The 25,389-nt window shown below is 60.9% G+C and carries 20 protein-coding genes and 1 tRNA gene; 13 read left to right on the top strand and 8 right to left on the bottom strand.

What is annotated here, in order from left to right:
* Positions 1-40 precede the first annotated feature (40 nt).
* From KCG44_RS09020 to KCG44_RS08985, 8 genes are all read left to right on the top strand, one after another.
* Complete coding sequence (locus KCG44_RS09020; protein WP_218445761.1) at positions 41-1,183, top strand: hypothetical protein; 1,143 nt, start codon at positions 41-43, stop codon at positions 1,181-1,183.
* Between the two features lie 132 nt (positions 1,184-1,315).
* Positions 1,316-2,356, top strand: coding sequence for a DUF2336 domain-containing protein (locus KCG44_RS09015; RefSeq protein ID WP_218445760.1), 1,041 nt, complete (start codon positions 1,316-1,318; stop codon positions 2,354-2,356).
* 86 nt (positions 2,357-2,442) lie between these two features.
* Complete coding sequence (locus tag KCG44_RS09010) at positions 2,443-3,183, top strand: sensor histidine kinase (protein WP_218445759.1); 741 nt, start codon at positions 2,443-2,445, stop codon at positions 3,181-3,183.
* A 45-nt stretch (positions 3,184-3,228) separates the two neighbouring features.
* Positions 3,229-4,581 (top strand): lipopolysaccharide biosynthesis protein, encoded by a 1,353-nt coding sequence (locus KCG44_RS09005; RefSeq protein ID WP_218445758.1) that lies wholly within the window; start codon positions 3,229-3,231, stop codon positions 4,579-4,581.
* Positions 4,582-4,713: 132 nt separating this feature from the next.
* Positions 4,714-5,721, top strand: coding sequence for a D-alanine--D-alanine ligase family protein (locus tag KCG44_RS09000; RefSeq protein ID WP_255536456.1), 1,008 nt, complete (start codon positions 4,714-4,716; stop codon positions 5,719-5,721).
* Complete coding sequence (locus KCG44_RS08995; protein ID WP_218445757.1) at positions 5,718-6,527, top strand: NTP transferase domain-containing protein; 810 nt, start codon at positions 5,718-5,720, stop codon at positions 6,525-6,527. Before KCG44_RS09000 ends, KCG44_RS08995 begins: the two co-directional genes overlap by 4 nt.
* Before the next feature lie 83 nt (positions 6,528-6,610).
* Positions 6,611-7,396, top strand: a complete 786-nt coding sequence (locus KCG44_RS08990; RefSeq protein ID WP_218445755.1) for a succinate dehydrogenase iron-sulfur subunit — start codon at positions 6,611-6,613, stop codon at positions 7,394-7,396.
* 222 nt (positions 7,397-7,618) lie between these two features.
* Positions 7,619-7,885: an energy transducer TonB gene (locus KCG44_RS08985; protein ID WP_218445753.1), complete on the top strand. Its 267-nt coding sequence runs from the start codon at positions 7,619-7,621 to the stop codon at positions 7,883-7,885.
* 122 nt (positions 7,886-8,007) lie between these two features.
* On the opposite strand, the gene KCG44_RS08980 is transcribed toward KCG44_RS08985, so the two are convergent.
* The 3 genes from KCG44_RS08980 to moaA form a co-directional block, all read right to left on the bottom strand.
* Positions 8,008-8,082: transfer RNA gene (locus KCG44_RS08980), tRNA-Asn, on the bottom strand.
* A 67-nt stretch (positions 8,083-8,149) separates the two neighbouring features.
* Entirely contained in the window at positions 8,150-8,923 is a 774-nt protein-coding gene (locus KCG44_RS08975) for an NAD kinase (RefSeq protein ID WP_218445751.1), read from the bottom strand.
* Positions 8,920-9,930 carry a GTP 3',8-cyclase MoaA gene (gene moaA / locus KCG44_RS08970; protein WP_218445749.1) on the bottom strand — a complete coding sequence of 337 codons (1,011 nt, stop codon included), beginning with the start codon at positions 9,928-9,930 and terminating at the stop codon, positions 8,920-8,922. Before moaA ends, KCG44_RS08975 begins: the two co-directional genes overlap by 4 nt.
* 140 nt (positions 9,931-10,070) lie before the next feature.
* On the opposite strand from moaA, the gene KCG44_RS08965 reads away from it, so the two are divergent.
* From KCG44_RS08965 to KCG44_RS08955, 3 genes are all read left to right on the top strand, one after another.
* Positions 10,071-12,152, top strand: a complete 2,082-nt coding sequence (locus KCG44_RS08965) for a putative bifunctional diguanylate cyclase/phosphodiesterase (RefSeq protein WP_218445747.1) — start codon at positions 10,071-10,073, stop codon at positions 12,150-12,152.
* The gene (locus KCG44_RS08960) at positions 12,145-12,798 is read left to right on the top strand and encodes a DsbA family oxidoreductase (RefSeq protein ID WP_218445745.1); all 654 of its coding nucleotides are present in this window, start codon (positions 12,145-12,147) and stop codon (positions 12,796-12,798) included. The genes KCG44_RS08965 and KCG44_RS08960 overlap by 8 nt, the downstream gene beginning before the upstream one ends.
* A gap of 81 nt (positions 12,799-12,879) precedes the next feature.
* Positions 12,880-15,006, top strand: coding sequence for a methyl-accepting chemotaxis protein (locus KCG44_RS08955; RefSeq protein WP_218445743.1), 2,127 nt, complete (start codon positions 12,880-12,882; stop codon positions 15,004-15,006).
* A 7-nt stretch (positions 15,007-15,013) separates the two neighbouring features.
* On the opposite strand, the gene mfd is transcribed toward KCG44_RS08955, so the two are convergent.
* Entirely contained in the window at positions 15,014-18,481 is a 3,468-nt protein-coding gene (gene mfd, locus KCG44_RS08950) for a transcription-repair coupling factor (protein WP_439651443.1), read from the bottom strand.
* Positions 18,478-18,786, bottom strand: coding sequence for a succinate dehydrogenase assembly factor 2 (locus KCG44_RS08945; RefSeq protein WP_369411958.1), 309 nt, complete (start codon positions 18,784-18,786; stop codon positions 18,478-18,480). The genes mfd and KCG44_RS08945 overlap by 4 nt, the downstream gene beginning before the upstream one ends.
* A gap of 16 nt (positions 18,787-18,802) precedes the next feature.
* Between KCG44_RS08945 and recG the strand changes: the two genes are divergently transcribed.
* Complete coding sequence (recG, locus tag KCG44_RS08940) at positions 18,803-20,875, top strand: ATP-dependent DNA helicase RecG (protein ID WP_218445741.1); 2,073 nt, start codon at positions 18,803-18,805, stop codon at positions 20,873-20,875.
* Between the two features lie 13 nt (positions 20,876-20,888).
* Here the strand turns inward: recG and KCG44_RS08935 are convergent, their stop codons facing one another.
* Together KCG44_RS08935 and tyrS are read right to left on the bottom strand one after the other, a co-directional pair.
* Positions 20,889-22,178 (bottom strand): sugar transferase, encoded by a 1,290-nt coding sequence (locus KCG44_RS08935; protein ID WP_255536503.1) that lies wholly within the window; start codon positions 22,176-22,178, stop codon positions 20,889-20,891.
* Between the two features lie 164 nt (positions 22,179-22,342).
* Complete coding sequence (tyrS, locus tag KCG44_RS08930) at positions 22,343-23,566, bottom strand: tyrosine--tRNA ligase (RefSeq protein WP_218445737.1); 1,224 nt, start codon at positions 23,564-23,566, stop codon at positions 22,343-22,345.
* 32 nt (positions 23,567-23,598) lie between these two features.
* Between tyrS and KCG44_RS08925 the strand changes: the two genes are divergently transcribed.
* Entirely contained in the window at positions 23,599-24,678 is a 1,080-nt protein-coding gene (locus KCG44_RS08925; protein ID WP_218445735.1) for an anhydro-N-acetylmuramic acid kinase, read from the top strand.
* A gap of 7 nt (positions 24,679-24,685) precedes the next feature.
* Here KCG44_RS08925 and KCG44_RS08920 read toward each other — a convergent pair whose 3' ends face one another.
* Positions 24,686-25,330, bottom strand: a complete 645-nt coding sequence (locus tag KCG44_RS08920) for an alpha/beta hydrolase (RefSeq protein ID WP_218445733.1) — start codon at positions 25,328-25,330, stop codon at positions 24,686-24,688.
* Positions 25,331-25,389 lie beyond the last annotated feature (59 nt).

The following is a 25,389-nucleotide window of genomic DNA, read 5'->3' as shown; positions in this document are numbered from 1 at the left end:
CCGTGCAGAATGGCACAGCAAGTCAACGAGGTTTTTTGTGATGTCCGCCGCAATCCTGTTCGCGAAACGCGATGCCCCGAGCGGTGCCCGCATCGCAGGCATTCCGGTCGCAGGGCGTACTGTAATCGAACGGCAGGCGGAGATCGCGCGGAGACTTGGCGCACAGCGTCTGATCGTCATGGTCGAACGCATGCCGCCCGATGTCGCGCGTGCGATTGAAAGACTGCGGCAGGACTGGGACGACGTCGACGTCATGCACGATACCGCTCTTTTGAAGGGAGCGATTGGCGATTCCGGCGATGTGACCGTCGTTCGTGACGGCGTTTTGTTCGCGCCGGGTATCGTGCAGGAATTTGCCACCGCTGATAAGGGCAGCATCGTCGCCGTGCGGGACGCAGACGAGGCTGATCGCCTGTCCGACCAGAAAATGACAGACAATGCCGTGACGGCAGGCCTGGCGCGCTATCCGGCGGCGGTTTTCAAGGCTGCCCTTGCGCAGGTCGGCGACTGGGATCTTGAACTCGCGCTCCCAAGGGCCGCGCGCGCGGCGGGAACGCTGACGCCATTTTCATTGCCAGAGCCCGCCAGTGCGCTTGAGGTAAGCGACGCGCGCGGCGCGGAGCGCTGGCTTGGCGGCGCGCAGGGAACGGGCCGGGCGGCGCAGTTCTCCATGCCATTAATGCGTGCACTGGCCCGGCGGCATGTCGAGCCGGATTGGCTTATCGTCGCGGGGTCGGCATTTTCGCTGGTCGCCGTGGGGCTTTGCGTGTCCGGATTCATCCTGGCCGGGTTGGCAATGGCGCTGCTCGGGACATTGGTCCATGCAGCCGGCCATCCCCTGTCTCACCTCACGCTTGGCGCGCCACATCCCCGCTGGTGGCGACTGCTGAGGCCGGGGCATTGGGAGCTTGGCATCATCGCTGCGATCGCGGCCAACGGACCGGCAGCACTGATCGCTGTCGGCTGCGGATTATTGGCCGCAATCGTGCTCGATCGCCGACAGAGGCGGCTTGGCGGTGCTGGCTTACGGCGCGGCAGAGGCACGGTCCTCCGGCTTTCGCTCGCCATGGTTGCGCTGGCCGCAACGGGCAGCGCGGCGATTGCTCTGGGCGCGGCTTTGGCGGCTACGGTCGGCAGCATATTCTGGCGGCAACAGCGGCAGATTGAGGCGTCAGTCGCCTGATTGGCAATGCGCGGTGCGGTTTTCAGCGCGTCCAACAACGAAATTTAAAGACTGGGCATATAAAGGTTGTACCCGTAACGAAGTGCCAATGGGCCGCGTGTTGGAAGTGTTGGGGGACGTTGGAAACCGCTCATGGTTAAGGGTATGGCATTCGGCGCTGGCGCCGCGCGGCTAGCTGCCGCGCCTGCCCGCAGCGCGCGCGCCACCCGGCAGCACGTCGACGCGCTGTTCTCTCCTCAGCGTGTGCGGGTCAGCGACGAGCTGCGGGCACTGTCGCTCAGCTGTCTTTCCGCCCTGCTTTCCGACATTGCCGAAGATCTGAGTGCGCTTGCGCAGCAGCGCGCTGCGGACACTAAGGCTGTCCTTAGGCAGCTGGAAGACGGAGCCTTCGTGCAGCAGCCCGAAATCGCCTCGGCACTGCTTCACCGGGCCGAGGATCATCAGGTTGAGATGCGCCTGCGCAGGCTGGCCTTCGTGGCCGAGAGTGAAATTACGTCCTCGCCCCAGTCCCTCATCGATCGCTGCGCGCACGATGAGGATTCCGGGCTCGCGCGACTGGCTGAGCTGTACAGGGATGCGCGGGGCGGGCGCATCGACAAGAATCAGCAACCTGTCCTGAACGCTGCCGAACTGCCCGATGCGCTGGCGAGCGCACTGGTCTGGCAGGTCGCGGGGGCACTTGCGAACGGCGCGAACGCGGCGGAGAGTCGGGCATGGCATGATGCGTCCCGGCGACTGAATGCGCGGCGCGATGTTTCGCAGTCCGTTCAGCACCGGGCGGCGCGACTTGCGGTGCGGCTGGATGAACGCGGCGAGCTCGATTCCGCGCTGCTGATCCGCGCATTGGGCGATGCGGACCCGGTCCTGGCTGCGGCCATTGTGGCTGTGAAGGCCAAGATCACACTGGTGACCGCATGGACGCTGCTTTTTCGCGAAGACGTCGATGCGCTGCTTGCACTGTTATTGGCCCTGGGATGCGAAAAGAGCGACGTCAGCCGGGTGGTCGAACTCCTTTTAAGAGTATCGCGTCTGGGCGACGAACCCGCTGACGTGGCTGCCCAGGCCGCTGCGGTCGAGCTCGAAATTGGCGCAGAAGGGTTGGCGGCGCTGCTTGATTACTGGCGTCTCGATCCTGCGTTTCGAGCCGTTCTTGAGATGTCTTCCCAGACCTGACGCTTGCCTTTTCGGTCACGCAAATTACGGACACGGAACAATGCGAATTCACCGTGCTTATTGATGTCGCCCCTTCCGGTGCGGACATGTCAGCGCATCGCCCGCCCGGCGATGTCGGCGCGGCGTCCGCGTCGCAGCGGGGGCGCGAAACCGGGCCGGGGCAAGGCTCCGACCTTGCCACGCAGCTTTACATGCCGGTTGCCGAGATTACGAAGCGCGCCTTGCGTCTTGGTGCTGGCCGCAACGATCAGGGATATGCCCGGTTTGCGCGGGATATCGCCCAGGCGTGCGCGCATTTGGAGGAGGTGCTGAACGATCTTGATGGTGCGCGCAAAGTCAAAGCGTCCGCGACAGTGGACATGCGTGCGCTCGTCAATGAAACGGCACCGCTATTCGGCCCGATTGCAGAGGCACGCCAGATATCCTTTTCCATCGCAGGCGCGACCGGGCCGGTCGCCATGGTCAGCGGCGATCAGAAGAAATTACGGCAGATCCTGATCAATCTCTTCTCCAATGCCCTCAAATTCAGTGACGATGGCGGCCAGGTGGATGTCTTTGTCGAGGACGGCGACGAGGTCGTCGTGACGGTGCGAGATAGCGGTCCGGGAATTGCCAAGGCGGACCGAATGCGCATTTTTGAGCGTTTCGAAAGGTTGGGGAGTGAAACCGAAGGGCGCGGCATCGGTCTGTCGATCGCGGCCAGTCACGCAGCCGCAAGTGGCGGGCGCCTGTTCGTCACGGATGATGGCGATGGCGATGGCGATGGCGGCAAAGGCGGCGGTGCAACCTTTGTACTTGCGCTCCCGAAAGTCTGCTCGGCAGTTTAGCGCTGGTTGCGCTTTTAGATGCGGGGCTGCATTGACGGCATCGCGATGAACGACCCGGTAATCCGACAGAACAAGCAGGAACGCGGCGGCAGCCTGGGAGCGCTGGGCCGCAACTTCGTCTGGTTGCTCGGTGGGCGCGGCGCGGCAGCGGTTTTCAGCTTTATGTACATTGCGATCATGACACGGTCCCTGGGGCGGGAAGGCTTCGGCCAATTCGTGCTGATCGTCGGTGCCGCGCAGGCGGTGACCGCCTTTGTCGGTTTCCAGACGTGGCAGATCGTTGTCCGCTTCGGCATGGAGCGGCTGAAGGCGGGCAGGGAGCGGACACTCGTCAGATTGTTGAAACTCTGCCTGCTTCTGGATGCGGGCGGTGCGCTCGTCGGCGCTGGCCTCGCCGCGGTGGTCATCATTCTGCTTGGGCCGCTATTTGGGTGGGATGCGGACATGTCATGGATTGCCTTCTGGTTCGCAATCGCCACCCTTGTCAGTGTCCGATCGACCGCGGCGGGCATTCTTCGTCTTTATGACCGGTTTGGCCTTTCCGCGAACGCGGACGCAGCTTTGACTGCGGCGCGGCTGGTTGGTGTGCTCGTGGTTTGGGTTTTTTCGCCAACGATAACGGCGTTCATCCTGGCATGGGGCGCGGCTGAGTTCGTCGCGATGGCCGTCTACTGGTTGTCGGCCCGCCATGCGTGGGGCGACCTGCGATGGGACGCGGCGGCCCTGTCGGTAAAAGAGACATTCGCGGAATCGCCCGGCTTGGCGCGCTTTGCCGTAGCGACAAATATGGCGCAGACCGTGGTTCTTGCGGGCAAGCAACTGCCGGTACTCCTGACAGGACTATTTGTCGGACCTGCCGCCGCCGGCGGATTTCAGATCGCATTGCAGCTGGGGCGGGCAATGGCCACGGTCGGGCGCATGACGGTGCAGGTCCTGCTGCCGGAAATGGTGCGGACGCGTACGTTCAATAATGGGCTTGAAGACTTCTACAAGATCCTGGGAAAGGCATTGAAGATCGGTTTGATCGCGGGCGCTGTCGTGGCGGGCGTGATCCTGCTGTTTGGGAAATTGGCGCTTGTGCTGATTGCCGGGGCACCTTTTGAAAGCGCGTACCCGCTATTGTTGATCGTTGGCGTTGCGGCGGCGATCGACCTTGCGACCGTGTCGTTCGAACCCGCTTTATACGCGATCGGGCGGGAAACGCTGGCGCTGAAGGTCCGGGTGTTCGTGACGACGGTCTACGTCGGTGCGATGGTGTGGCTGGGGCAGGAGCATGGTGCGCGCGGCATTGCCTTTGCGACCCTGGGCGCGGCGATTCTGGGGGCGGGTCTGCTGTCCTTCGCGCTGAGGCGTGCGCTTGCGGATACGAAAGAAGCCGATGCGACCGCTGCCGAATGATCAGATTCTGCCGCGGGCTCGTCAGAACTGGCAATCAGCAGCCATGGCAAACTTCCAGCCTATCATATTTTAGCCATACCCCCTACCTAGGCGCGCGAAAGTCCGCCTAAGTCCGCTTTAGAAAGGCCGAGCTTGTCCGATCTTCCGACCCCACTGACCATTTCCGAAGACGCCAAGGCCAGGCTGAAGGTAATGTTCATCGCCAAGCATGCGCTTGGTGACGGCACGCCGCATCCCACCGATGGCACGCATGCGACTTATCACCACGAAATTCGCACGGTTCTTGAAGATATCGGGTTGAATCTCGTTCTGGCCGACCGGTACCAGTCGCTTTTCGACAGGCCAGATGTCGATTTCGTGTTTCCGCTACTCAATCGCGGCGGGTTTCTGAATTCCGAGATGCTGCTGCCGCTGCTCTGCAATCGCCATAGCATTCCGTATCTGGGGGCAAGCCCGATCATTCGCGGCATGTCCGACGATAAGCATCTGACGAAGATGGCCGCCCGCGACGCTGGCGTGCCGACGCTGGACTGGGCGATCTTTCGCCGCGGTGCGCCGATGGAAGAAGCGAAGATGCCGAAGGGCGAGCGCTTCGTCATCAAACCGAACGCATCTTCAGCCAGCTGGGGCGTCAGCGACGCGACCGACTGGCCCGGCGTGCAGGCGGCTGTCGCCAAGATCCATGGCGAGGGCCATGATGCGATTGTCGAGCGATTCCTGAGTGGTCACGACATCGAAGTCTCCGTCATCACCATGAACGGCAAACCCATCATCCTGCCGACACAGATGAACGTTCAGGCGGACCCGACGATCCTGCGGACCTATGAGGAAAAGCGTAATCTCTCAGATGGGCCGCAGCGCTACAAGATGGTGCCCTATGATGATCCGGAATGGCTGCCTCAGATATACGAATATACGTACAAGCTGCTGCCTGAATATCTGCCGTTCGATTATGGCCGCTGGGAGTTTCGTCTCGATCCCGAAAGTGGCACGTTGATGTTTCTTGAAGTCAATCTGAACTGCAATTTATGGTCGAAGAAAACCATCAGTATTTCGGCCGGCCTCGCAGGCATGTCCCATGCTGAACTGATCGAGACGATTCTGGCGGAAAGCCTGTCGCGCAATGGGCTATTGCCGTGAAAAAGGTGACGGCCATCGTCCTGGCCGGACAGCGCGTCGGGCAGGTTAATCCGGTCGCCGAGATGCTGGGCGTCTCACACAAATGCGTGGCACCAATTCTGGGCACGCCGCTGATCGTCCGTACATTGGAGGTTCTGAAGGCGCATCCGCATGTCGGCGAGATTGTTGTCAGCATCGACGAAGAAGCGTTTGACCTGGTGCGGCAGACGATTGCGCCAATGGCGGTGATGTTAAGCCCGGCGCAGACGTCGATCACAGACAGCGTCTACGCGGCAGCATCGGCTGTGAGTGAGGGGCCATATCTTATCACCACAGCCGATAATGTTCTGATTGAGGCCGAAGTGATCGACCGGATCGTTGCGGAAGTGGAAGCGGGCGCGGAGGCGCTGTTTTTGCTTGCGCGGAAAGCCGATGTCATGGCCGCGCACCCGGACGGGCAGCGGAATTATTATGATTTTGCCGATGATTCCTACGCGAACTGCAACAGCTATGCGATTTCGAATCTGGCGGTTATCGAAAGCGCTGAAATCTTTCGCGAAGGCGGCCAGTTCATGAAGAATCCCAGGCGTATCGCAAGCGCGTTCGGGCTTTGGAATCTCATTCGCATGCGCTTCGGCCTCGTTTCGCTCCAGAAGGGCATGATAAGCGTGTCGCGTCGCTTGGGGATCGACATCCGGCCCGTTATCCTGTCGAATGGCGAATATGCCATCGACGTCGATAATGAACGTACCTACCGGGTATGCGAAGAGATTTTGCGGCGCCGCGCGGGCGCGGTGGCAGAACAGGGCGACAAAAAGGACGGGTGACCTGCGGCGCACTTGGCGCTAACGCTCGGCGCGAAAACACCGGGTGGCTGACACGGACACTCATACAGACAAGGGTTTCACACATGGCCGAATTCGCACTTCCCGCGAACAGCAAGATGACCGGCAAGACGCGCGTATATAAAGCTCCCGATGGAGCCAAGGCCGTCAAGACCTTTAAAATCTATCGCTGGTCGCCGGACGATGATGAAAATCCGCGGCTCGATACGTATGAGGTCGACATGGGTAGCTGCGGACCGATGGTCCTTGATGCCCTGATTAAGATCAAGAACGAGATGGACCCGACGCTTACTTTCCGCCGGTCCTGCCGCGAGGGCATTTGCGGATCATGCTCGATGAATATCGACGGGACAAATACGCTCGCCTGCACGCAGCCTATCGAAGAACTGTCCGGCGATGTTCAGATCACGCCGCTGCCGCATATGGAGGTCATCAAGGACCTCGTTCCCGATTTCAAACATTTCTACGCGCAATATGCTTCCATCGAACCGTGGCTGAAGACGAAGACGCCCGCGCCCGCCGGTAAGGAGCGCATTCAGTCCGAGGACCAGCGCGAGGAACTGAATGGCCTGTACGAGTGCATTCTGTGTGCATGTTGCTCAACGGCTTGCCCAAGCTATTGGTGGAATCAGGAGAAATTTCTTGGCCCGGCGATCCTGCTGCAGGCGTATCGCTGGCTGGCGGATAGCCGAGACGAGATGACCGGCGAGCGCCTTGATGCGCTAGAGGACCCCTTCCGCCTCTATCGCTGCCATACGATCATGAACTGTTCGAATGTGTGCCCAAAGGGGCTCAATCCGGCAAAAGCCATTGCCGAAATCAAGAAGATGGTCGTCGAGCGGCAGGTCTGACGCGAACGCATGATTCCGCGAACCTGCCGCCCGCAAAATTGTCATCGCGTTTGGCAATGATTTCTAAACCAGATCGCCCTTAGCTTAGCATTTTACGGGGTTGTCGACCATCCGGTCGCCAAGCGCCACATGCGGAGCTAAGCGATGAATTTGATGCGCTTGATTGCGGTATTTGCAGCGGTCCTTACGATCGCGTTGCCAGCGACGGCACAGGAATGGACTGTGAAGGTTCAGCGTCAAATCGCCTTGATGCAGGACTATCCGCGCAGCGCCGTCATGCGCGGCGATGAAGGCGTGGCGCGGATTCGCGTGCACGTTCTATCCGACGGTACCATCGGCGATGTCGATTTGATTCAGAAGACCGGCTCCGGCATTCTGGACCGCGAAGCCATCCGAATGCCGAACCGGGTCAAACATATCCCGCCGCCGCCGGACGGCCAGCCACATATGGTCGAAATCGCCGTACAGTTTCGTTTGGGAAGCGATTGATATCGTGTGCTGACTCTACCTCCTGACCGCCGGGTGCACCGGAATTGGAGGCTCGGCGCACCACCAGGTCCGCAACGAAAAAAGGGTCCGCACTTCATCGAAATGCGAACCCTGGAAATCTCTGGCTCCCCGGGTCTGATTCGAACAGACGACCGATCGATTAACAGTCGATTGCTCTACCGCTGAGCTACCGGGGAACGCTGAAGGCGCGGCTATAGCCACGCCCTTTCGTGATGACAAGCATCGATTAATTTAGTCTGACGACTATGTGAGAAACTGCTCCATGACGATGCGGTCATCCAGAGCGTAGTCAGGGTCGAAGAGCAGGTCGAGCGAGACCTGCGTATCGGACGATACCGACACGACCGACACGTCGCGTACCTCGCGCTGATCGGCAACGGCCGAGACTGGACGCTTTCCCGCTTCCAGCATGCGGAATTCGACCGTCGCGCTGTCGGGAATCAGCGCGCCTCGCCAGCGCCTCGGGCGAAAGGGACTGATCGGCGTCAGCGCAAGAAGATCGCTGGACAGCGGCAGAATTGGGCCATTCGCCGAGAGATTATAGGCGGTCGATCCGGCGGGCGTGGACACGAGGACGCCGTCGCAGGCAAGCTCAGCCATCCGCACCCGGCCATCAATTGAAATTTCGATTTTGGCTGCCTGACGGGTTTCGCGCAGGAGCGACACTTCATTGATCGCGGGCGATACGACATGCTCGCCGGATATCGTGCGTGCATCCATTTTCAGGGGATGCAAGCGAAAACTCTTCGCGGCGCGCAGGCGCTGCTGCAGGCCGTCTGCGCGGAATTCGTTCATCATGAAACCGACGGTGCCGCGATTCATGCCGAAAACCGGCTTGATGTTGCCGGTCTCCATCATGCGATGCAGTGTATGCAGCAGAAACCCGTCGCCGCCCAGGGCCACTAGGATATCGGCTTCCTCCAATGATACCCAGTCATGCAGGGGCATCAGGAGCTGCCCGGCATCGCGTGCGGATTGCGTCTGCGAAACAATCAGGGCGGCCTTCCGGTCGCTCATCCGCCGGTGACGCTCATGTGGCGGGGCGTCGAAATAGAGTGCGCGCCGCGCGCGATCAGGAAATCATGTCCCTTGGGCTTGCGTGTCATCGCCTCGTCAAGCGCGGCGTCGAGGTCAGTATCGTCTGGCGTGGCGCGGATGATGGCTTTCAGGTCGGAGCGGTCCTCCTGGCCCAGGCACATGAAGAGCTGTCCAGTCGCCGTCAGGCGGACCCGGTTGCAGCTTTCGCAAAAATTATGCGTCAGCGGCGTGATGAAGCCAAGCCGCCGGCCAGTCTCCTCCACCTGAAAATAGCGGGCAGGTCCGCCCGTCGTGATCGCCAGAGGCGTGAGTGTATAACGTGCCGCAATACGGGAACGAACGATGGAAAGGGGCAGGTAATGGTCCGCGCGGTCTTCGCCGGTATCGCCCATCGGCATGGTTTCGATAAATGTCATGTCATGGCCGCGTCCATGCGCCCAGGTCATCATGGTCTCAAGTTCGTCTTCATTCTGGCCGCGCAGGGCCACCGCGTTCAGCTTCACATGCATACCCACGGCAGTCGCCGCATCGATACCCGCCATCACCCGTGACAAATCACCCCAGCGGGTAAGCTTCCGGAAAAGCTCCGGGTCGAGCGTGTCGAGGCTGATATTGATTCGTTTGACGCCGGCATTGGCAAGCGCTGCGGCGTGCTTTGTCAGCTGGTTGCCGTTCGAGGTCAGCGTCAATTCGTCAAGATCGCCGCTGTCCAGATGGCGGGACAGGCGTTCGACAAGCGTGACGATGCCGCGCCGCACCAGCGGCTCCCCGCCCGTCAGCCGGAGTTTCCGCACACCGCGGCGCACGAACGCGCTCGCAATCCGGTCGATCTCCTCTAGCGACAGGATTTCCGTGCGCGGCAGAAATGTCATGTCCTCCGCCATGCAATAGGTGCACCGGAAGTCACAGCGGTCCGTCACCGAAATACGCAGATAGGTCACGTGGCGGCCGAACTTGTCGACCAGGGGGGCATTTTGCGAGCTCATGTCAGTCTTCCGCGTATCCTCTCATAGAGGTGAGGGCAAGCTGGTGGAGACGACACTGGTCAGCGGCTCAACTTTCGCTATACATGGAATTTCATCGCATCGGCGTATTTGATGCATGATAGGGGGCTAGATCGGAGCGTATGCAGCGGACGCCAGTCTTTCTGTGTTCCGCGCGTTATCAGCGCGAAGCGGCATCTGCCATAGAGCAGACCGGCCGATCGGTGCATTCCTGTGTCCCCGGTGAAGATGTCGGAAGGTCCTATCGCGGGTCGCACGCCTTCATTGCCATCGTCGATGCCCGCGGCGCGCTTGATTCCGGGCTGGAATATGCGCGCTCGCTTGCGGAACAGGTATTGGCCCGGCGCGGCGGCCTGCTGGTATTGCTGTCGCGCAAGGACGGCGGTGAACTCGACCGTGTCTTCGATGTCGGTGCCACACATTATCTGATCAGCCCGTTCGGTGCCGAACAGCTGGGCACCGCCCTGAAGTTCGTGGAGCGGTCGATACGGCGTATGCGGGCGAGCGGCACTGAAGCTGCGGTTGCCGAAGCGCAGGCGATGTTGTCGCTGTCGCCTGCCTGGCGCTGGGACGCGGGCGACTCCCTGGTCGAGTTTTCGCCGGACATGTCTCAGATGCTTGGCCTTGGACAAAAAAAGCACAGGGTCACGGTGACGCAGGCGATGCGGTTCATCGATTTTCGCGATATCGGCAAGGTGAGAGATGCCCTGAGATCGCTGGGCACCGCACAGGTTCCCGGTACGGTACGTCATCTGACGCATGTGAACGGTGAGACGCTTACGGTGCTGCACCACGTACGGCCATTGATCGGCGAAGGCGGCGAATTTGAGGGGATGGCGTCGACTGTCGAGAACCTGGACACGACAACCGCGCAGCAGCGCCTTTCGGTACATTATGACGCGCTGACAGGGCTGGCGAGCCTGACCAATGTGCGGGCGCGTCTTGACGAAGTACTTGGCAAAACGCGGGAGCATGAGCCGGCGGCAATCGCCACGCTGATCGGCATTTCGCGGCTCGATCAGGTGAATGCGGCGCACGGACGACCTGTCGCGGACAGCGTGCTGCAGGCGATCGGCAGGCGGCTTCGCCGCCTGATGGAAGAACGCGACCTGAAGGACGCGCTTGTCGCGCGGCTGGGCGGCGCGGAATTCGCCATCGTGCAGTTCGGCCCGGCGATGTTGAACCACGCCGTATTCTTCAGCCAGGCCGTCGCGAAACTGTTCGAGCGCCCGTTCGTCATCGAAGGCCGCGTGATTCACCTGGCCTGCCGGATGGGAATCGCCGCCGCGGACGCCACGGTGAAACGCGCCGATGACCTGCTGCACCGGGCAAGTTCCGCGCTTTCCGGCGCGCGGGAACTGGATCCGAACAGTTTTCAGGTCTACCTGTCCGGACGCAAGGACGATCCCGCGCGGCTCGCCAGCCTTGAGCAGGTGGTGCGTGAGGCTGCGCGTGAAGGTGTCCTGGATATCCGTTATCAGCCGCAGGTTGATGCCGTCGACGGGGCCATAGCGGGGGTCGAGGCGCTTGTGAGGCTTGAACATCCGATCTATGGCCTGTTGCCTGCGGAAACCCTGCTGGCGACCGCCGAGCGCGCCGAGTTCGGTGTCGAGCTTGGCCGTAACATCATGCGTCAGTCCTGTCATGAGGCGGCGAACTGGCCTGCGCATATGAGCAACCTGCGCCTGTCCGTGAATGTCACGGCCGCAGATATGCGCGGAAGTGATTTCGTCCCGGACCTGCTGGCGATTCTGGATGATACCGGGTTTCCCGCGGACCGCCTGACGCTGGAGATTACCGAGGGGGGGCTGGTCGAAAATCTGGAGAGGACAGCTGCGATGCTGTCGGGGTTAAGGTCACGCGACATCCGCATCGCCATCGACGATTTCGGGACGGGCTATTCCTCGCTCGCATATCTGAAATCCTTGCCACTCGATTATCTGAAGATCGACAAGACCATCGCTGCCGACATTGAGGGCGAAGTGCGCGACAAGATCATCGTGCGGGGCGTGGTGGATATGGCCAGATCACTGGGCATGACCGTTATCGCGGAGGGTGTCGAAACACAGGCGCAGCTGGACCTGCTCGTGCGTGAAGGCTGCAATTGGTATCAGGGTTTTCTGTGCGCAGAGGCCCTGTCACCTAAGGATTTGGTCGGATTCACAAAGCGCTGGCACAAACGCAGCGAGGCCGTGAGTGCCTGAAGCAAGCCTGGTAACGGCGGAAAATCCGCTGATCGTCGAAGTGGTCAGCGATTTCGTATGTCCCTGGTGCTGGATCGGAAAGCGCGGTCTTGATGCGCTGGCACGCGAAATGCCCGTATCGCGTCACTGGCGGCCATATTACCTGAACCCCGACTTGCCGCCCGAGGGCGCGGATCGCAAGACCCTCATGATGCAGAAGTTTGGCCCCGATGGCCTGCCAAAGGCCGTTGCCGAAGCGCTTCAATCAGCCGCCGATGCCGTAGGAATAGCGTTGAATCTGGATCGTATAGAGCGCGTCCCCCATACCGGAAACGCGCACAGGCTAAATCGCTGGGCCGCGGGCCAGGGCGTTGGCGAGGCCGTTTCCGAAGGACTGTTCAAGGCCTATTTTCAGGATGGACTTGATATTGGCGAGGCAGCGGTTCTGCTGGACCTTGGTGAAGCCGCGGGAATGGACCGCGACGTGCTCGCCGAACTGCTTAATAGCGACGCGGATATGGATATCGTCGACCGCCAGGCGGCGGAGGCCCGGGACCTCGGGATCAGCGGAGTACCCACATATTTAATCGACCGCCGCGGGATGGTGGTCGGCGCGCAGGGCGTCGACGCGCTGCGCGGAGCGGTGCGAAAAATAAGAACGGTGTAGCCTTCGGGTTAACCATCCCGAAACGCCCCTTTTCTAAGCAGGAGCCTGAACCGCACATTTGCAGTCAGGAACCAAAACAAGATGCCAGCAATCAACCGGGCCAAGGGATGGATGCTGGATCTCATGCTATGGCTTGAGCAACAGACGTGCGACTGGTCGCTGAACCGGAAGGTTATCGGGGCGCTTAGTATATTCGGCGCTTTCGGTGCCCTCGCCATTGTCATGGTTTTTGTCGGCCTGCTCAAGACAGCCACCGCGGCGGAACAGGCGCGGACCATGATCGAGAGTGAGGCACGTGTCGGTAACGCCGAGACGGCCGTGCGCGCTGCCGAGGACCGCATCAAGAATTTTGTCATAGACCCCTCGGCGGAAAATAAACGCCTCGCTCAGGAAGATATTTCGACTGCGCAGGACGCGCTGACCAATATACGCGTGAATTCCAGCGGGACGTCCGTATCGCAAGCCGTCGAGACGCTTTCCCGGCTGCTGTCGGATTTTCGAGAGCTGTTCGCCGTCATCGTGGAAAAGCAGGAAACGATCGATGCGCATTGGACCGCGCTGCTGGAACCGCTTGGGCCAAAGATCGGCGAAGAGCTGAGCGACATGAATGAAAGCAGCTACCGGACCGGCAATTATCTCGCTTCCTTTCGGACTGGCGTATCTCTCAATCACTATTCTCAGGCGCGAATAGCCGTGCAGAATTATCGGACCAGCGGTGATCAGGGTCAGATGCGGCTTGCCAAGAATAGTCTGCTTGACCTCGAGGACTCGATGAACGCGGTCTTCAGCGCGGCTGAAGGGGCGCCCACGCTAACCGCCCAGACGAACAATGTGATTGCAGATGTCGTCGCCTATGACGGCGCGCTGGATGAACTGGCAAAGCTGACCGACGCCCGAAACGAAGCCACACTCAGGCTGGTCAAGGATGTCGGCCCGGCTTTTGATGAGGAGGCCGGGCGGATTTACGAGACGCTTGCCGCCGATTTCGATAGGACGGTCGCGCGGGGAAGCCGCATATACGACGCGCTGGTGACCATATTGGTGGTCATGCTCGTGATGGGCGGGTTGGCAATGTTGCTGATTGCGCTGGCCAGCACGCACCTTCTTTCACGGCCAATTACCGAGCTGTCCGCATTGATGTGCCGCCTTGCGACCGGTGAGCAGGATGTGCTGGTTGAAAGCCCTGACCGCAAAGACGAAATTGGCGAGATGACCAGGGCGGTCGTCGTGTTCCAGCGAAATGCAGGTGAGATTGAAAAGCAACGCGCCGCCGCGGATGAGAGCCGCGCGCGCGAAGCCGCGATAAATCAGGAACGGGCTCAGGAACGAATTGCCGCGCGCGAGCAGGCGGAAGCGGAAAAACGCAAGGCGCTGGTGGAACTTGCGAACAGTTTCGAGTCGTCGGTGCGCCGGGTCGCGGCCGCCGTCGGTAGCGCCGCGAAAGAAATCAAAGCGGGAGCGCAGCAGGTTGCCAATGCGGCCGAAACGAGCGCGAAAGTGACGGCCGAGGTCGCCGCGACGGCGCAGGTATCGAGTGAAAACGCGCTCGCCGTCGCCAATGCGTCCGACGAGATGGCGAGATCGCTCGCGGAAGTTTCATATCAGGTCGTCGAGTCTTCAGACAAATCCAGAAGCGCTGCCGAGGTTGCCAGATCAACGGACGAGATCGTCGCCGGGCTGGCCGAGGATGCGAGCAAGATCGGCGAGGTCGTGGGCCTGATCAATGATATTGCCGAACAGACCAATCTGCTGGCGCTCAACGCCACGATCGAAGCCGCGCGTGCCGGCGATGCCGGACGCGGCTTTGCGGTCGTTGCCGGAGAAATCAAGGCGCTGGCGAGCCAGACGAGCGACGCGACGACGCAGATCGCCGAACGTGTCGGCGGTATCCAGCAGGTGTCGCGGCAGGCCATCGAGGCGATCGACCGCATTGCCGCCACCATCGACGAAATTGACGGCATTGCCGCCACCGTCGCTGCTGCGGTTGAGGAACAATCAATGACGACGACGGAAATCGCGACCAATACGCAGCAGGCGGCAAGCGGCAGCGAGACTGTGGCCGACAATATCGAACGTGTGCGCTTCGGCATTGGGGAAACCGGCAAAGCGGCCCAGCAATCGCTGAGCGCCGCCGCTGATCTGGCGGCTCAGGCCGAGACGCTGCAAGCGGAGGTCGATGCTTTCCTTGTGCGCGTCAGAGCGGCGTGAGCCTGCTCTAACCTGCCAGCTTCGCCATGGCGCGGGCGACCTTCAATGTGCCGGCGAGCCGCTGCTGCGGACTGCGCCAGTCCCGCTTGATGAACAGTTTCTGATCCGGGCGCAGCTTGGCGACGTCAGCGTTGCGCTGCAGGAACGTGATCATCTTGTCCGGCCGCGCAAACCGATTGTCATGGAACGAGATCAACGCTCCCTTCGCGCCCCCCTCAATCTTATCGATATTCGCAATCTTACAGAGTGACTTTGTTTCAATGACTTGCAGCAGGTTTTTCACTTCATCCGGCAACTTGCCGAAACGGTCGATAAGTTCGGCCGCAAAACTGTCAATGTCTTCACGGGACGCCAGATCACCGAGCCGTTTGTACAGCGACATGCGGAGGTTCAGGTCGCTGACATAATCTTCCGGAATGAGAATGGCGGCATCGACATTGATCTGCGGGCTGAACGCCTCGCGCGGGCGGTCAAGGCCTGACGCGTCGGCCTTGGCCATCATCATCGCGTCCTCCAGCATCGACTGGTAAAGTTCGAAGCCAACCTCTTTTATATGCCCTGACTGTTCATCGCCAAGCAGATTGCCGGCGCCGCGAATATCGAGGTCCTGTGCGGCCAGCTGGAAACCGGCGCCAAGAGAGTCCAGGCTCGAGAGGACCTGCAAACGCTTCTGCGCCGCCGGATTTAGCGGCTTGTCGTCCGCGGTCGTAAGGTAGGCATAGGCGCGCGTCTTCGCCCGTCCCACACGGCCGCGAAGCTGATAGAGCTGGGCGAGGCCGAACATATCGGCGCGGTGAATAATCATCGTGTTGGCACTTGGGATGTCGATGCCGCTTTCGATGATGGTCGTTGAGACCAACACGTCATATTTATTGTCATAAAACGCGCTCATGCGTTCTTCGACCTGGGTCGGGCTCATCTGGCCATGCGCGACGACATATTTGACCTCGGGCACATAGGCGCGGAAAAACTCCTCCAGTTCGGGGATGTCCTTGACACGCGGCGTCACGAAATAGCTCTGCCCGCCGCGATAATGCTCGCGCAGCAGCGCCTCCCGCATCACTACGGGGTCCCATGGCATGACGTAGGTGCGGATCGCCAGGCGGTCGACAGGCGGTGTCGCGATGAGCGACATATCCCGCATGCCCGACATCGCCATTTGCAGCGTTCGGGGGATCGGCGTCGCCGTCAGGGTTACCATGTGCACATCGGCCTTCAGCTGTTTCAGGCGCTCCTTGTGCGTCACGCCGAAACGCTGTTCCTCATCAACGATCACAAGGCCAAGGCGTTTGAAATCCAGCGACTTGGCGAGCAGGGCGTGCGTTCCGATAACGATATCGATGCTGCCGTCGCTGAGTCCCGCTTTGACTTTGGCAGCCTCCTTCTGACTCACCAGACGGGAAAGATGCCCGACTTCGACACCAAGGCCGTCAAAACGTTCCGAAAAGTTCTTGTGATGCTGCCGTGCGAGCAGGGTCGTGGGACAGACAACGGCGACCTGCTGGCCTTCCAGCGCCGCGACATAGGCCGCGCGCATCGCAACCTCCGTCTTTCCAAATCCGACATCGCCGACAATCAGACGATCTACCGGTTTTCCGCTCGCCAGGTCGTTCAACGTGTCGTCGACCGCGTTTTGCTGGTCCTCGGTCTCTTCGTAGGGGAAACGGTCGATGAAGCTGCCCATCTGGGACGGCTCCACCGCCATTTTTCTGCCCTCGCGAAGCGCGCGCTGGGCGGCGGTACGGATCAATTCAGCGGCGATTTCGCCGATCCGCTCCTTGGCGCGCGCCTTCCTGGCCTGCCAGTTGGCACCGCCCATCCGGTCGAGGACAACGTCCTCCCCCGCGCCGTAACGCGACAGCACATCCATATTCTCCACAGGGACGAACAGCCGGTCATCGCCTGCATAGGTGAGTGCGACACAATCGTGCGGCTGTCCACCGACATCGATCGCCATCAGTCCTTCATATCGGCCGATGCCGTGATCGGCATGCACAACCAGGTCACCGGGGGTCATCATGGCCAGCTGGTCCATGAAGGCATTTGCCTTGCGCGCACGTTTTGCGCGGCGAACAAGGCGGTCCCCCAGCATGTCCTGCTCGCTGATCACAGCGACGCTGTCGGATGTGAACCCATGTTCCAGCGGCAGGACCGCAAGCGCCATCCGATCCTTGTCGGCGCATGCTTCGGTCCAGCTCGACACGTCGGCCAGCGGCCCGATGTCGTTTTCGTCGAGCAGTCCTTTCAGACGATCGCGCGCGCCGTCGGTATAGCTGGCAAAGATGACATGCTTGCCAGCCTTGCGCAGTGTTTCGGCATGCGCGCCGAGCGCGCGATAGATTCCATCGCCCGATTTTCGTTCTGGCGCAAAGTCGCGCGCGGGTCGCACGTCAAATTCAACGCCACCGGCCTCGTCTTCCGGGCGTGAGAAGGCCGATGCGGTATGCACATTATGCGCCGTCCGCGCGTCGGCCCATTCGTCCGCCGTCAGATAAAGCGCGTTCGGCGGTAGCGGGCGATAACTGCCCGGGGATTTCTCCAGGGCCTGCAGGCGATTGTCGTAATAATCCTGAATTGCCTCGAAACGCTGGCTGGCAGCCATGGCGTCACCTTCGTCGGCAATGATGACGTCATTACTGCCCAAAAGGTCGAAAACCGTTCCCAGCTTTTCTTCGAGCAGGGGCAGCCAGTTTTCCATGCCGGCGAGACGGCGGCGTTCGCTGACCGCCTGATACAGCGGATCTCCCGTCGACGATCCGCCAAACCGTTCAACATAGGCCTTGCGAAAGCGCGTGACGGCCGCATCGGTCAGCAGGACTTCGCTGACCGGACGCAGCGTCAGGGCATCGGCGTCGCCGATCGTTCGCTGGCTGCCCGGATCGAAGGCGCGCAGGGATTCGATCTCATCACCGAAAAAATCGAGGCGCAGGCCGTGCTCCCGGCCGCCTGGGAACAGGTCGACAATGCCGCCGCGTATCGCGAACTCGCCGGGTTCCAGCACCGTGTCGGTGCGCGTGAAACCATTTGCCGCCAGACGCTCTGCAAGGGCGGCCGGTTCGATGGTCTCGCCCGCGGCGAGCGTGATGGTAAGTTCGCGCACCCGATCCGGGGTAAGCGTGCGCTGGGTGAGGGCGTTGACCGTCGTGACCACCAGCTCCGGGCCCCTGGTCCTCTCAAAGAGCGCGGCGAGAGCTGCGACACGATCGGCGCCGACCTTCAGCGACGGAGAGGCACGGTCATAAGGCAGCGAATCCCACGCGGGCAGCTGGATGACCGAAAGCTCAGGCGCGAAAAAGATGGCCGCGTCGGCAAGGTTGCTGGCTGCCATGTCATCGGGCGCAACGAAGATTGTGCGTCCGCCCGATGAGGCCGCCGTGCGGGCGAGTTCCGCCATCAGGAGAGGGAGATAGCCGCCCGGGACACCGCCGATTGCAAGTGGCGACGATGCCGCGGCAATCATCTGGATCTGCTTCAAGTTTTCGCGCTCTTTTCGGGCATGGGAATGTAATCGAGGACCTTCATGGCATCCATCGCGGCGCCCTGAAAGCGTTCAGGTACAGGCTGCGTGCCGATTGCCCAGGCCATGATGTCGACATCCTGTTCTTCCAGAAGAGACTCGTACCACGCAATCATGTCCTCACCCCAGCTGTTCAAATGCCGGTCGCAAAAACCACCGATCAGCAGGTCGGCCTCTTTCGTTCCCCTGTGCCAGGAACGAAATTTCAGGCGTCTGCGGCGCGCGGCCAGCGGATCATCTTGTGTCTGGGTTTCGGTATTCACATAAGGGGACCTAGATATGCGCCCCGAACTGCTCAACCCCCTGTTCGCACCCTGCGACACGCTGGACGGCGTCGGGCCGCGCCTGAAAAAACAGCTGACGAAGCTGAAGATCGAGCGGGTCGTCGATTTAGCCTATCATCTGCCGGTTCAGCACGTACCGCGAATTCCGGTCGAGAGGCTGGATCCTGCCATGGTTGGACAGGTCGTGATCGCAGAGGTCGAGGTACACGTGATCGATGACGGCGACGGCCGCAGACCGACGCGGGTACGTGTCAGCGACAAAAGCGGCCGGTTCGCCAGCCTCGTCTATTTCCATGACCGCGGTTATGCGCGGAAGATCCTGCCACCTGGTGAGAAGCGACTAATCTCTGGCCGACTGGATGAATATGGGGACCAGTTGCAGATCGTGCATCCGGACCACGTGGTATCGCCCCAACAGCGCGGCGAAATTCCGGAGCGCGAACCAGTCTACGCGCTCACCGAAGGTCTGACCAACAAGAAGCTGTCGGGGCTCACTGCGACCGCGCTCGACGCATTACCCAGGGTCGATGAATGGGCCGATGCGCATTTCGTGAAATCGCAGCAATGGCCAAGTTGGGCGGATGCGCTGCGGCGCGCGCATGCCGCAGAGGATGAAGTCCGGGCAAAATCGCGGCTCGCTTATGATGAACTGCTCGCCAATCAGGTGGCCTTGCTGTCCATCCGGGCAGCGTCGCGGCAGCGGAAGGGACGGGCGCTTGTCGGCGACGATCGGCTGCTTGCGAAATTCCGCGCCGGTCTGCCCTATCGCCTGACCGGCGCGCAGGAGCGCTCGATCGCGGAGATCATCGGCGATCTGTCGCAGGATGCGCCCATGCTACGCCTGCTCCAGGGCGACGTGGGCAGCGGCAAGACGGCGGTTGCGCTCGCCGCGATGCTGCGCGCCGTTGAGGCAGGCGGGCAGGCGGCCATGCTGGCACCAACGGAATTGCTGGCTCGGCAACATTACGCGACGCTAAACGACATGTTGCTCGGCACGGGCGTACGCTGCGCCATTCTGACCGGACGGGAGAAGGGCGCGAAACGAGCGGCGATCTATGCGGAACTGGCAGCGGGGAGCATCGACATTCTGGTCGGAACACATGCGATCTTCCAGGATGCAGTGACATATAAGGACCTGGCCCTCGCCGTCATCGACGAGCAGCACCGTTTCGGCGTCAACCAGCGCATGGCACTGACGGCGAAGGCGAAGGTGCCGCCACATCTACTCGTTATGACGGCAACGCCGATCCCGCGCACGCTGACCCTGACGCAATTTGGCGAGATGGATGAATCGCGGCTGGACCAGATGCCGCCGGGACGCGAGCCGGTGGAAACGCGGGTGATCAGCCAGGACCGTCTGGATGATGTTGTCGAAAGTACCGGACGCCTGCTGGAAAGCGGCGGGCGCGCCTATTGGGTATGTCCTCTTGTGGAGGAAAGCGAAGTTTCAGGTGAGCTTGCGGCGGCGGAAGCGCGATTTGCCTTGCTTAAGAGCCGGTTTGGCGCGGATGTCGTCGGCATGGTGCACGGGCAGATGCAAGGGCCCGACAAGGATGCCGTTATGGCGGCGTTCGCTGCGGGGAACATAAAGCTGTTGGTCGCCACCACGGTAATCGAGGTCGGCGTCAATGTGCCCGAAGCCACTTTGATGGTGATCGAGCAGGCGGAGCGCTTCGGTCTGGCTCAGTTGCACCAGCTGCGCGGCCGTGTCGGGCGCGGCGGCGGGCGCTCCGTGTGCCTGCTGCTTCGGGCGCCGCAGATCAGCGAAACGGCGCGGGACCGCCTGAAACTGATCCGGGGAACGAATGACGGGTTCGAGATTGCGGAAAAAGATCTGCAACTGCGCGGCGGCGGCGAGCTTCTTGGCACGCGTCAATCGGGTGAAGGCAGTTACCGCGTCGCCGTCGCGGAGGACATTATGCGGCTGGCAGATCCCGCGCGCGCCGATGCCAAGCTGTTTCTGGAGCATGAGGGAGGCTTTGCGACCAGCCCGCGCAGGGAGGCAATGCGGACACTCGTATATCTTTTCGAGCGCGATGCCGCCGTGCCATTGCTACGGTCAGGCTGACGCGCGCCACGGCTTATTTTGAACCGAATCCCGTGGCCATGGTCGCAAGCGTACGAAGGGCAATCACCATATCAAGCCACGCGGAGAAGTGCTTGATATAGTAGAAGTCATAGTGCAGCTTTTCCTGCACTTCGTTGAGTTCCGCCACGTGACCCTGATTGATCTGCGCCCAGCCGCTGATCCCCGGCCGAACGATGTGCCGATAATTATAATGTGACAGGCGCTCCTCGTAATATTCGGCGAGCGGAACGGCCTCCGGACGCGGCCCGATGAAGCTCATCTGACCCATCAGGACGTTGAGGATCTGCGGAATTTCGTCGATCCGCGTGCGGCGCAGGACCTTGCCGAGCTTCGTCACGCGAACGTCGTTGGTCTTGGTCTTCGCGGCCTCGATCCTGTCGTCGTCACTATTTGGCTCTGGCTGCCACGTCATTGTGCGATATTTCAGTACGGAAAACTGCCGCCCGCGAAATCCGACCCGGTTCTGGCGAAACAAAATGGGACCGGGTGACGACATTTTGATCAGCGGCCCCACAATCACGAAACTGATGGCGACGAGGGGCAAAAGGCAGGCTGCCGCCAGCAGGTCGCAGCCGCGCTTGATATTCCGGTAATTCAGATTTGGCAGCAGCGAACCGAAACTATTCTCTGACAGATGTTCAATCTCGACGCGCCCTTCGAGAGATTCGCGGAGCTGTTTCGTGTGATAGACCGGAAAGCCCGCAATCGCGACCTTGGCGATGAAGCGCTCCCACATCTCGCCGTGGTCGGCGCGCAGATCGGCAACCAGTATGGCATTGGGTTCGCCGGGGAAATAGGGCTCCTGAAGAAACAGCTTGTCAAGGTCGCCACGTTCGCGGAGCCACTGAATATTGCCGAAGGGAACGATGTAGAAACGCTGGCTCGTGGAGGCGCGCGAATAGCGGCATACCATGACGAACAGACTGATCGACCCCATGAAGCTCAACACGAACATGAGCCGGGTGTAGTCCAGCCGCAGAAAGAAAAAGACCGCGAAGACAATCGCATAGCTGGTCATGAAGCTGGGGATGACATAAGCGAAACGCCGCACGCCGGGAAACAGGTCAAACCGGCGGAAAATATAGATGCCGATCATGAGCGCGGCGGCACATCCCATTGCCGTCATCGTCTCATTGTCGCTAAGCATAGCGCCAGGCTTGATCAGACCGGCCACAAGCCACGGCAGCAGGACAGCGACAAGTATACCGCCAAGAACCTGGGCTCCTGGCGATTGAAACAAGCCGAATGGCCGCAAAACGGGCCGCGTGGGAAGCGTCAGCATGTTCACGACTGTGCTGACATCCTTTCGAAAATACATGGCAGGACCGAATAGCGCAGAGGTTGATCGGGTGATGCGCTGAAGACCGCATCGGCCAAAATATTACCGGGCTACTGCATAATTAATTAACCGCATTTACATAAAGTTCCAACCCGGAAGCGGACATACTAACGCCGCAATAGCACGCCGTGTCGTTTTTTGCCTGCGGAAATGCGCGTTTCGGCGGAGGTCCCCACCAAGCTGGTTTCATCGCGAACCTGCTCGCCATCGACGCGGGCACCGCCGCCCTTGATCAGGCGCCGCGCCTCTCCCTTGGATGCGGCAAAGCCAATGCCGATAAGCGCATCGACAATGCTGATTTCAGTCTCGACGGTCAGCGTGGGAAGGTCGTCTCCGGCTCCTCCCCCCGCAAAAGTCTCCTTCGCGGTCGCCGACGCACTCGCGGCGGCATCCGCTCCGCGGCAAAGGGCCGTGGCCTCATTCGCCAGGATTTCTTTTGCGCCGTTGATGTCCGCGCCTTCCGCAGCTTCCAGCTTCGCGATCTCGCCGAGGGGAAGGTCGGTGAACAGGCGCAGGAAGCGGCCGACGTCGGCATCCTGGGTATTGCGCCAGAATTGCCAGTAATCGTAGCTTGGCAGCTGGGCTTCGTTAAGCCAGATCGCGCCCGTCTCCGTCTTTCCCATCTTCTTACCGTCCGCGGTCGTGATCAATGGTGTTGTCAGGCCGAATGACTGGCCGGATTCAACGCGCCGGACCAGTTCCATCCCATTGACGATATTGCCCCACTGATCGCTGCCACCCATCTGCAAAACGCAATCATATTGACGGAACAGTTCCAGGAAATCATATCCCTGCAGGATCATGTAGTTGAATTCCAGAAAGGTCAGCGGCTGTTCGCGCTCAAGGCGCAGCTTGACACTGTCGAACGTCATCATGCGGTTTATGGTGAAATGCTTGCCGATATCCCGCAGGAAGGGGATGTATTCCAGCTTCGACAGCCAGTCGTCATTATTCACCATCATGGCGTCGGCCGGGCCGTCACCGAATGTCAGGAAGCGCTCGAACACGGCGCGGATCGACGCAATGTTCGCGTCGATACCGCTGTCGTCCAACATGCGCCGCGATTCGTCCTTTCCGGATGGATCGCCCACCTTCGTCGTGCCGCCCCCCATCAAAACGATGGGCTTGTGACCTGTCTGTTGCAGCCGCCGTAGCATCATGATCTGAACGAGGCTGCCAATATGCAAGGACGGCGCGGTCGCGTCGAAGCCGATATAGGCCGTGATCGGCGCAGCGGCGGCTCTCTCGTCCAGACCCTCGGCATCGGTGATCTGGTGGATGTAGCCGCGCTCACTGAGCATGTTTAAAAGGCTTGAGGAATATGTCGTCATGATGGCGGCGCGCTTAGCATGGGGTTCGCAACATGAGTAGCCGCCTTTACCGGGCCATCGGCCTGATGTCCGGAACGTCGATGGACGGAATCGATGCCGCCCTTATCGAAACGGACGGAGAGGCACATATCCAGCCGCTCGCTGCCATCAGCCTGGATTATGACGAAGCGGTCCGGTCCGAGATTCGCGGCGCCGTGGAAGCGGCGTTGGCGGCCGATGCGCCCAGGAGGGGCGCTCCGTTTGACGCGCTGGCAAGAAGGCTGACCTTACTTCATACCGAAGCTGTGAAGAAACTCGGTGAACAGGCGGATATTATTGGGTTTCATGGCCAGACCGTGGCCCATCGTCCCGATCGGGGCTGGACATGGCAGATCGGTGACGGCGCGGTCCTGGCGCAGCTGACACGGATTGATGTCGTCGATGACTTGCGCAGTGCCGATGTCGCCGCCGGGGGTGAGGGCGCGCCGCTACTGCCAGCCTATCACCGCGCGCGGGCAGAAGCGCTCGGCAGACCACTTGGCGTCCTCAACCTTGGCGGTGTCGGCAATCTGACATGGCTGGGGGATGACGGCGCGCTGATCGCCTTTGACACCGGTCCCGGCAACGCCCTGATCGACGATTGGGTAAGGGTTATGTCGGGTGTACCCTATGACGATGGCGGGCGGATCGCGGGGGCAGGGGCGGTGCACCAGGATGTGCTCGCGAACATGCTCGACCTCGAATGGTTCGACCGGCCGCCGCCGAAATCACTCGACCGGCTGGATTTTTCAACGGGTGCGACGCGCGGGCTGAGTGCCGCCGATGGCGCGGCGACCCTGACGGCGTTCACTGCGGAAACCGTGGCGCTTGCCTTGGCGCATGTCCCCCAGCGACCGCAGCGGCTGCTCGTTACGGGCGGCGGGCGGCATAATCCGCTGTTGATGCGGATGATCGCCGCGCGCGCAGGGATCGATGTTGCTCCGGTGGAGAGCGTAGGCTGGAACGGCGATGCGCTGGAGGCGGAAGGCTTTGCGTGGATGGCCGTGCGGCACCTGCGCGGCCTTCCGACCAGTTTTCCCGAGATTAGCGGCCCTTCCGAACCGGTTATCGGCGGTACTTTACACCGCGCCTGATCCGGGCCTAGCGCGCCAAGTCGGTTGAAAGGCGCATGTCGACATAGTGATCCACGATGGCCATCACTTCGTCATGACGCCCCGGGAAGCCGTAGCCGGCACCGTCCATCACCTGATGCGTGATCGTGATGTGCTTCTGGGTTTTCAGCTTGTCGACCAGCTTCTGCACGCCGCCGGTCGTCACGACTTCGTCGGATGCGCCGTTCAGAATCAGGCCCGACGACGGGCAGGGGGCGAGAAATCCGAAATCATAAAGGTTCGCGGGGGGAGCCAGTGACAGAAAACCGCGAATCTCCGGGCGGCGCATCAGAAGCTGCATGCCGATCCAAGCCCCGAAAGCAAAGCCGCCGACCCAGGTGAAGGGCGCCTCCGGGTTAAACTGCTGTACCCAGTCAAGCGCGCTGGCGGCGTCGGATAGCTCGCCAATGCCATTGTCGAATTCGCCCTGGCTTTTGCCGATACCGCGAAAATTGAATCGCAGCGTCGCAAAGCCGCGCCGCGTGAAACTATTGTACATCGCCAGCGTCAGTGCGTCATTCATGGTTCCCGGATGTGGGTGCAGGATGATGGCAACGGGAACGCGCGGCGCGCGGCCAGGAGTGTAACGACCTTCCAGACGGCCCTCGGGGCCGGGAATAATGACTTCAGGCATATTGTCGAAGCTTTCGGGACCGGAATTTACGAGTTCGCACAGAGCGCGTAGGAGCGCCT

This window comes from Pacificimonas pallii (assembly GCF_019204005.1).
Classification (GTDB): Bacteria; Pseudomonadota; Alphaproteobacteria; order Sphingomonadales; family Sphingomonadaceae; genus Pacificimonas; species Pacificimonas pallii.
Note: the sequence above shows the minus strand (reverse complement) of the source record. Positions and strands in the feature narration are given on the sequence as shown.

Excerpts from the sequence above, each read along its gene's own strand:
- KCG44_RS09020 (WP_218445761.1), top strand. The coding sequence starts at position 41 with ATGTCCGCCGCAATCCTGTTCGCGAAACGCGATGCCCCGAGCGGTGCC.
- KCG44_RS09015 (WP_218445760.1), top strand. The coding sequence starts at position 1,316 with ATGGTTAAGGGTATGGCATTCGGCGCTGGCGCCGCGCGGCTAGCTGCC.
- KCG44_RS09010 (WP_218445759.1), top strand. The coding sequence starts at position 2,443 with ATGTCAGCGCATCGCCCGCCCGGCGATGTCGGCGCGGCGTCCGCGTCG.
- KCG44_RS09005 (WP_218445758.1), top strand. The coding sequence starts at position 3,229 with ATGAACGACCCGGTAATCCGACAGAACAAGCAGGAACGCGGCGGCAGC.
- KCG44_RS08990 (WP_218445755.1), top strand. The coding sequence starts at position 6,611 with ATGGCCGAATTCGCACTTCCCGCGAACAGCAAGATGACCGGCAAGACG.
- KCG44_RS08975 (WP_218445751.1), bottom strand. The coding sequence starts at position 8,923 with ATGAGCGACCGGAAGGCCGCCCTGATTGTTTCGCAGACGCAATCCGCA.
- moaA (WP_218445749.1), bottom strand. The coding sequence starts at position 9,930 with ATGAGCTCGCAAAATGCCCCCCTGGTCGACAAGTTCGGCCGCCACGTG.
- KCG44_RS08965 (WP_218445747.1), top strand. The coding sequence starts at position 10,071 with ATGCAGCGGACGCCAGTCTTTCTGTGTTCCGCGCGTTATCAGCGCGAA.
- KCG44_RS08955 (WP_218445743.1), top strand. The coding sequence starts at position 12,880 with ATGCCAGCAATCAACCGGGCCAAGGGATGGATGCTGGATCTCATGCTA.
- recG (WP_218445741.1), top strand. The coding sequence starts at position 18,803 with ATGCGCCCCGAACTGCTCAACCCCCTGTTCGCACCCTGCGACACGCTG.
- KCG44_RS08935 (WP_255536503.1), bottom strand. The coding sequence starts at position 22,178 with ATGCTGACGCTTCCCACGCGGCCCGTTTTGCGGCCATTCGGCTTGTTT.
- tyrS (WP_218445737.1), bottom strand. The coding sequence starts at position 23,566 with ATGACGACATATTCCTCAAGCCTTTTAAACATGCTCAGTGAGCGCGGC.
- KCG44_RS08925 (WP_218445735.1), top strand. The coding sequence starts at position 23,599 with ATGAGTAGCCGCCTTTACCGGGCCATCGGCCTGATGTCCGGAACGTCG.
- KCG44_RS08920 (WP_218445733.1), bottom strand. The coding sequence starts at position 25,330 with ATGCCTGAAGTCATTATTCCCGGCCCCGAGGGCCGTCTGGAAGGTCGT.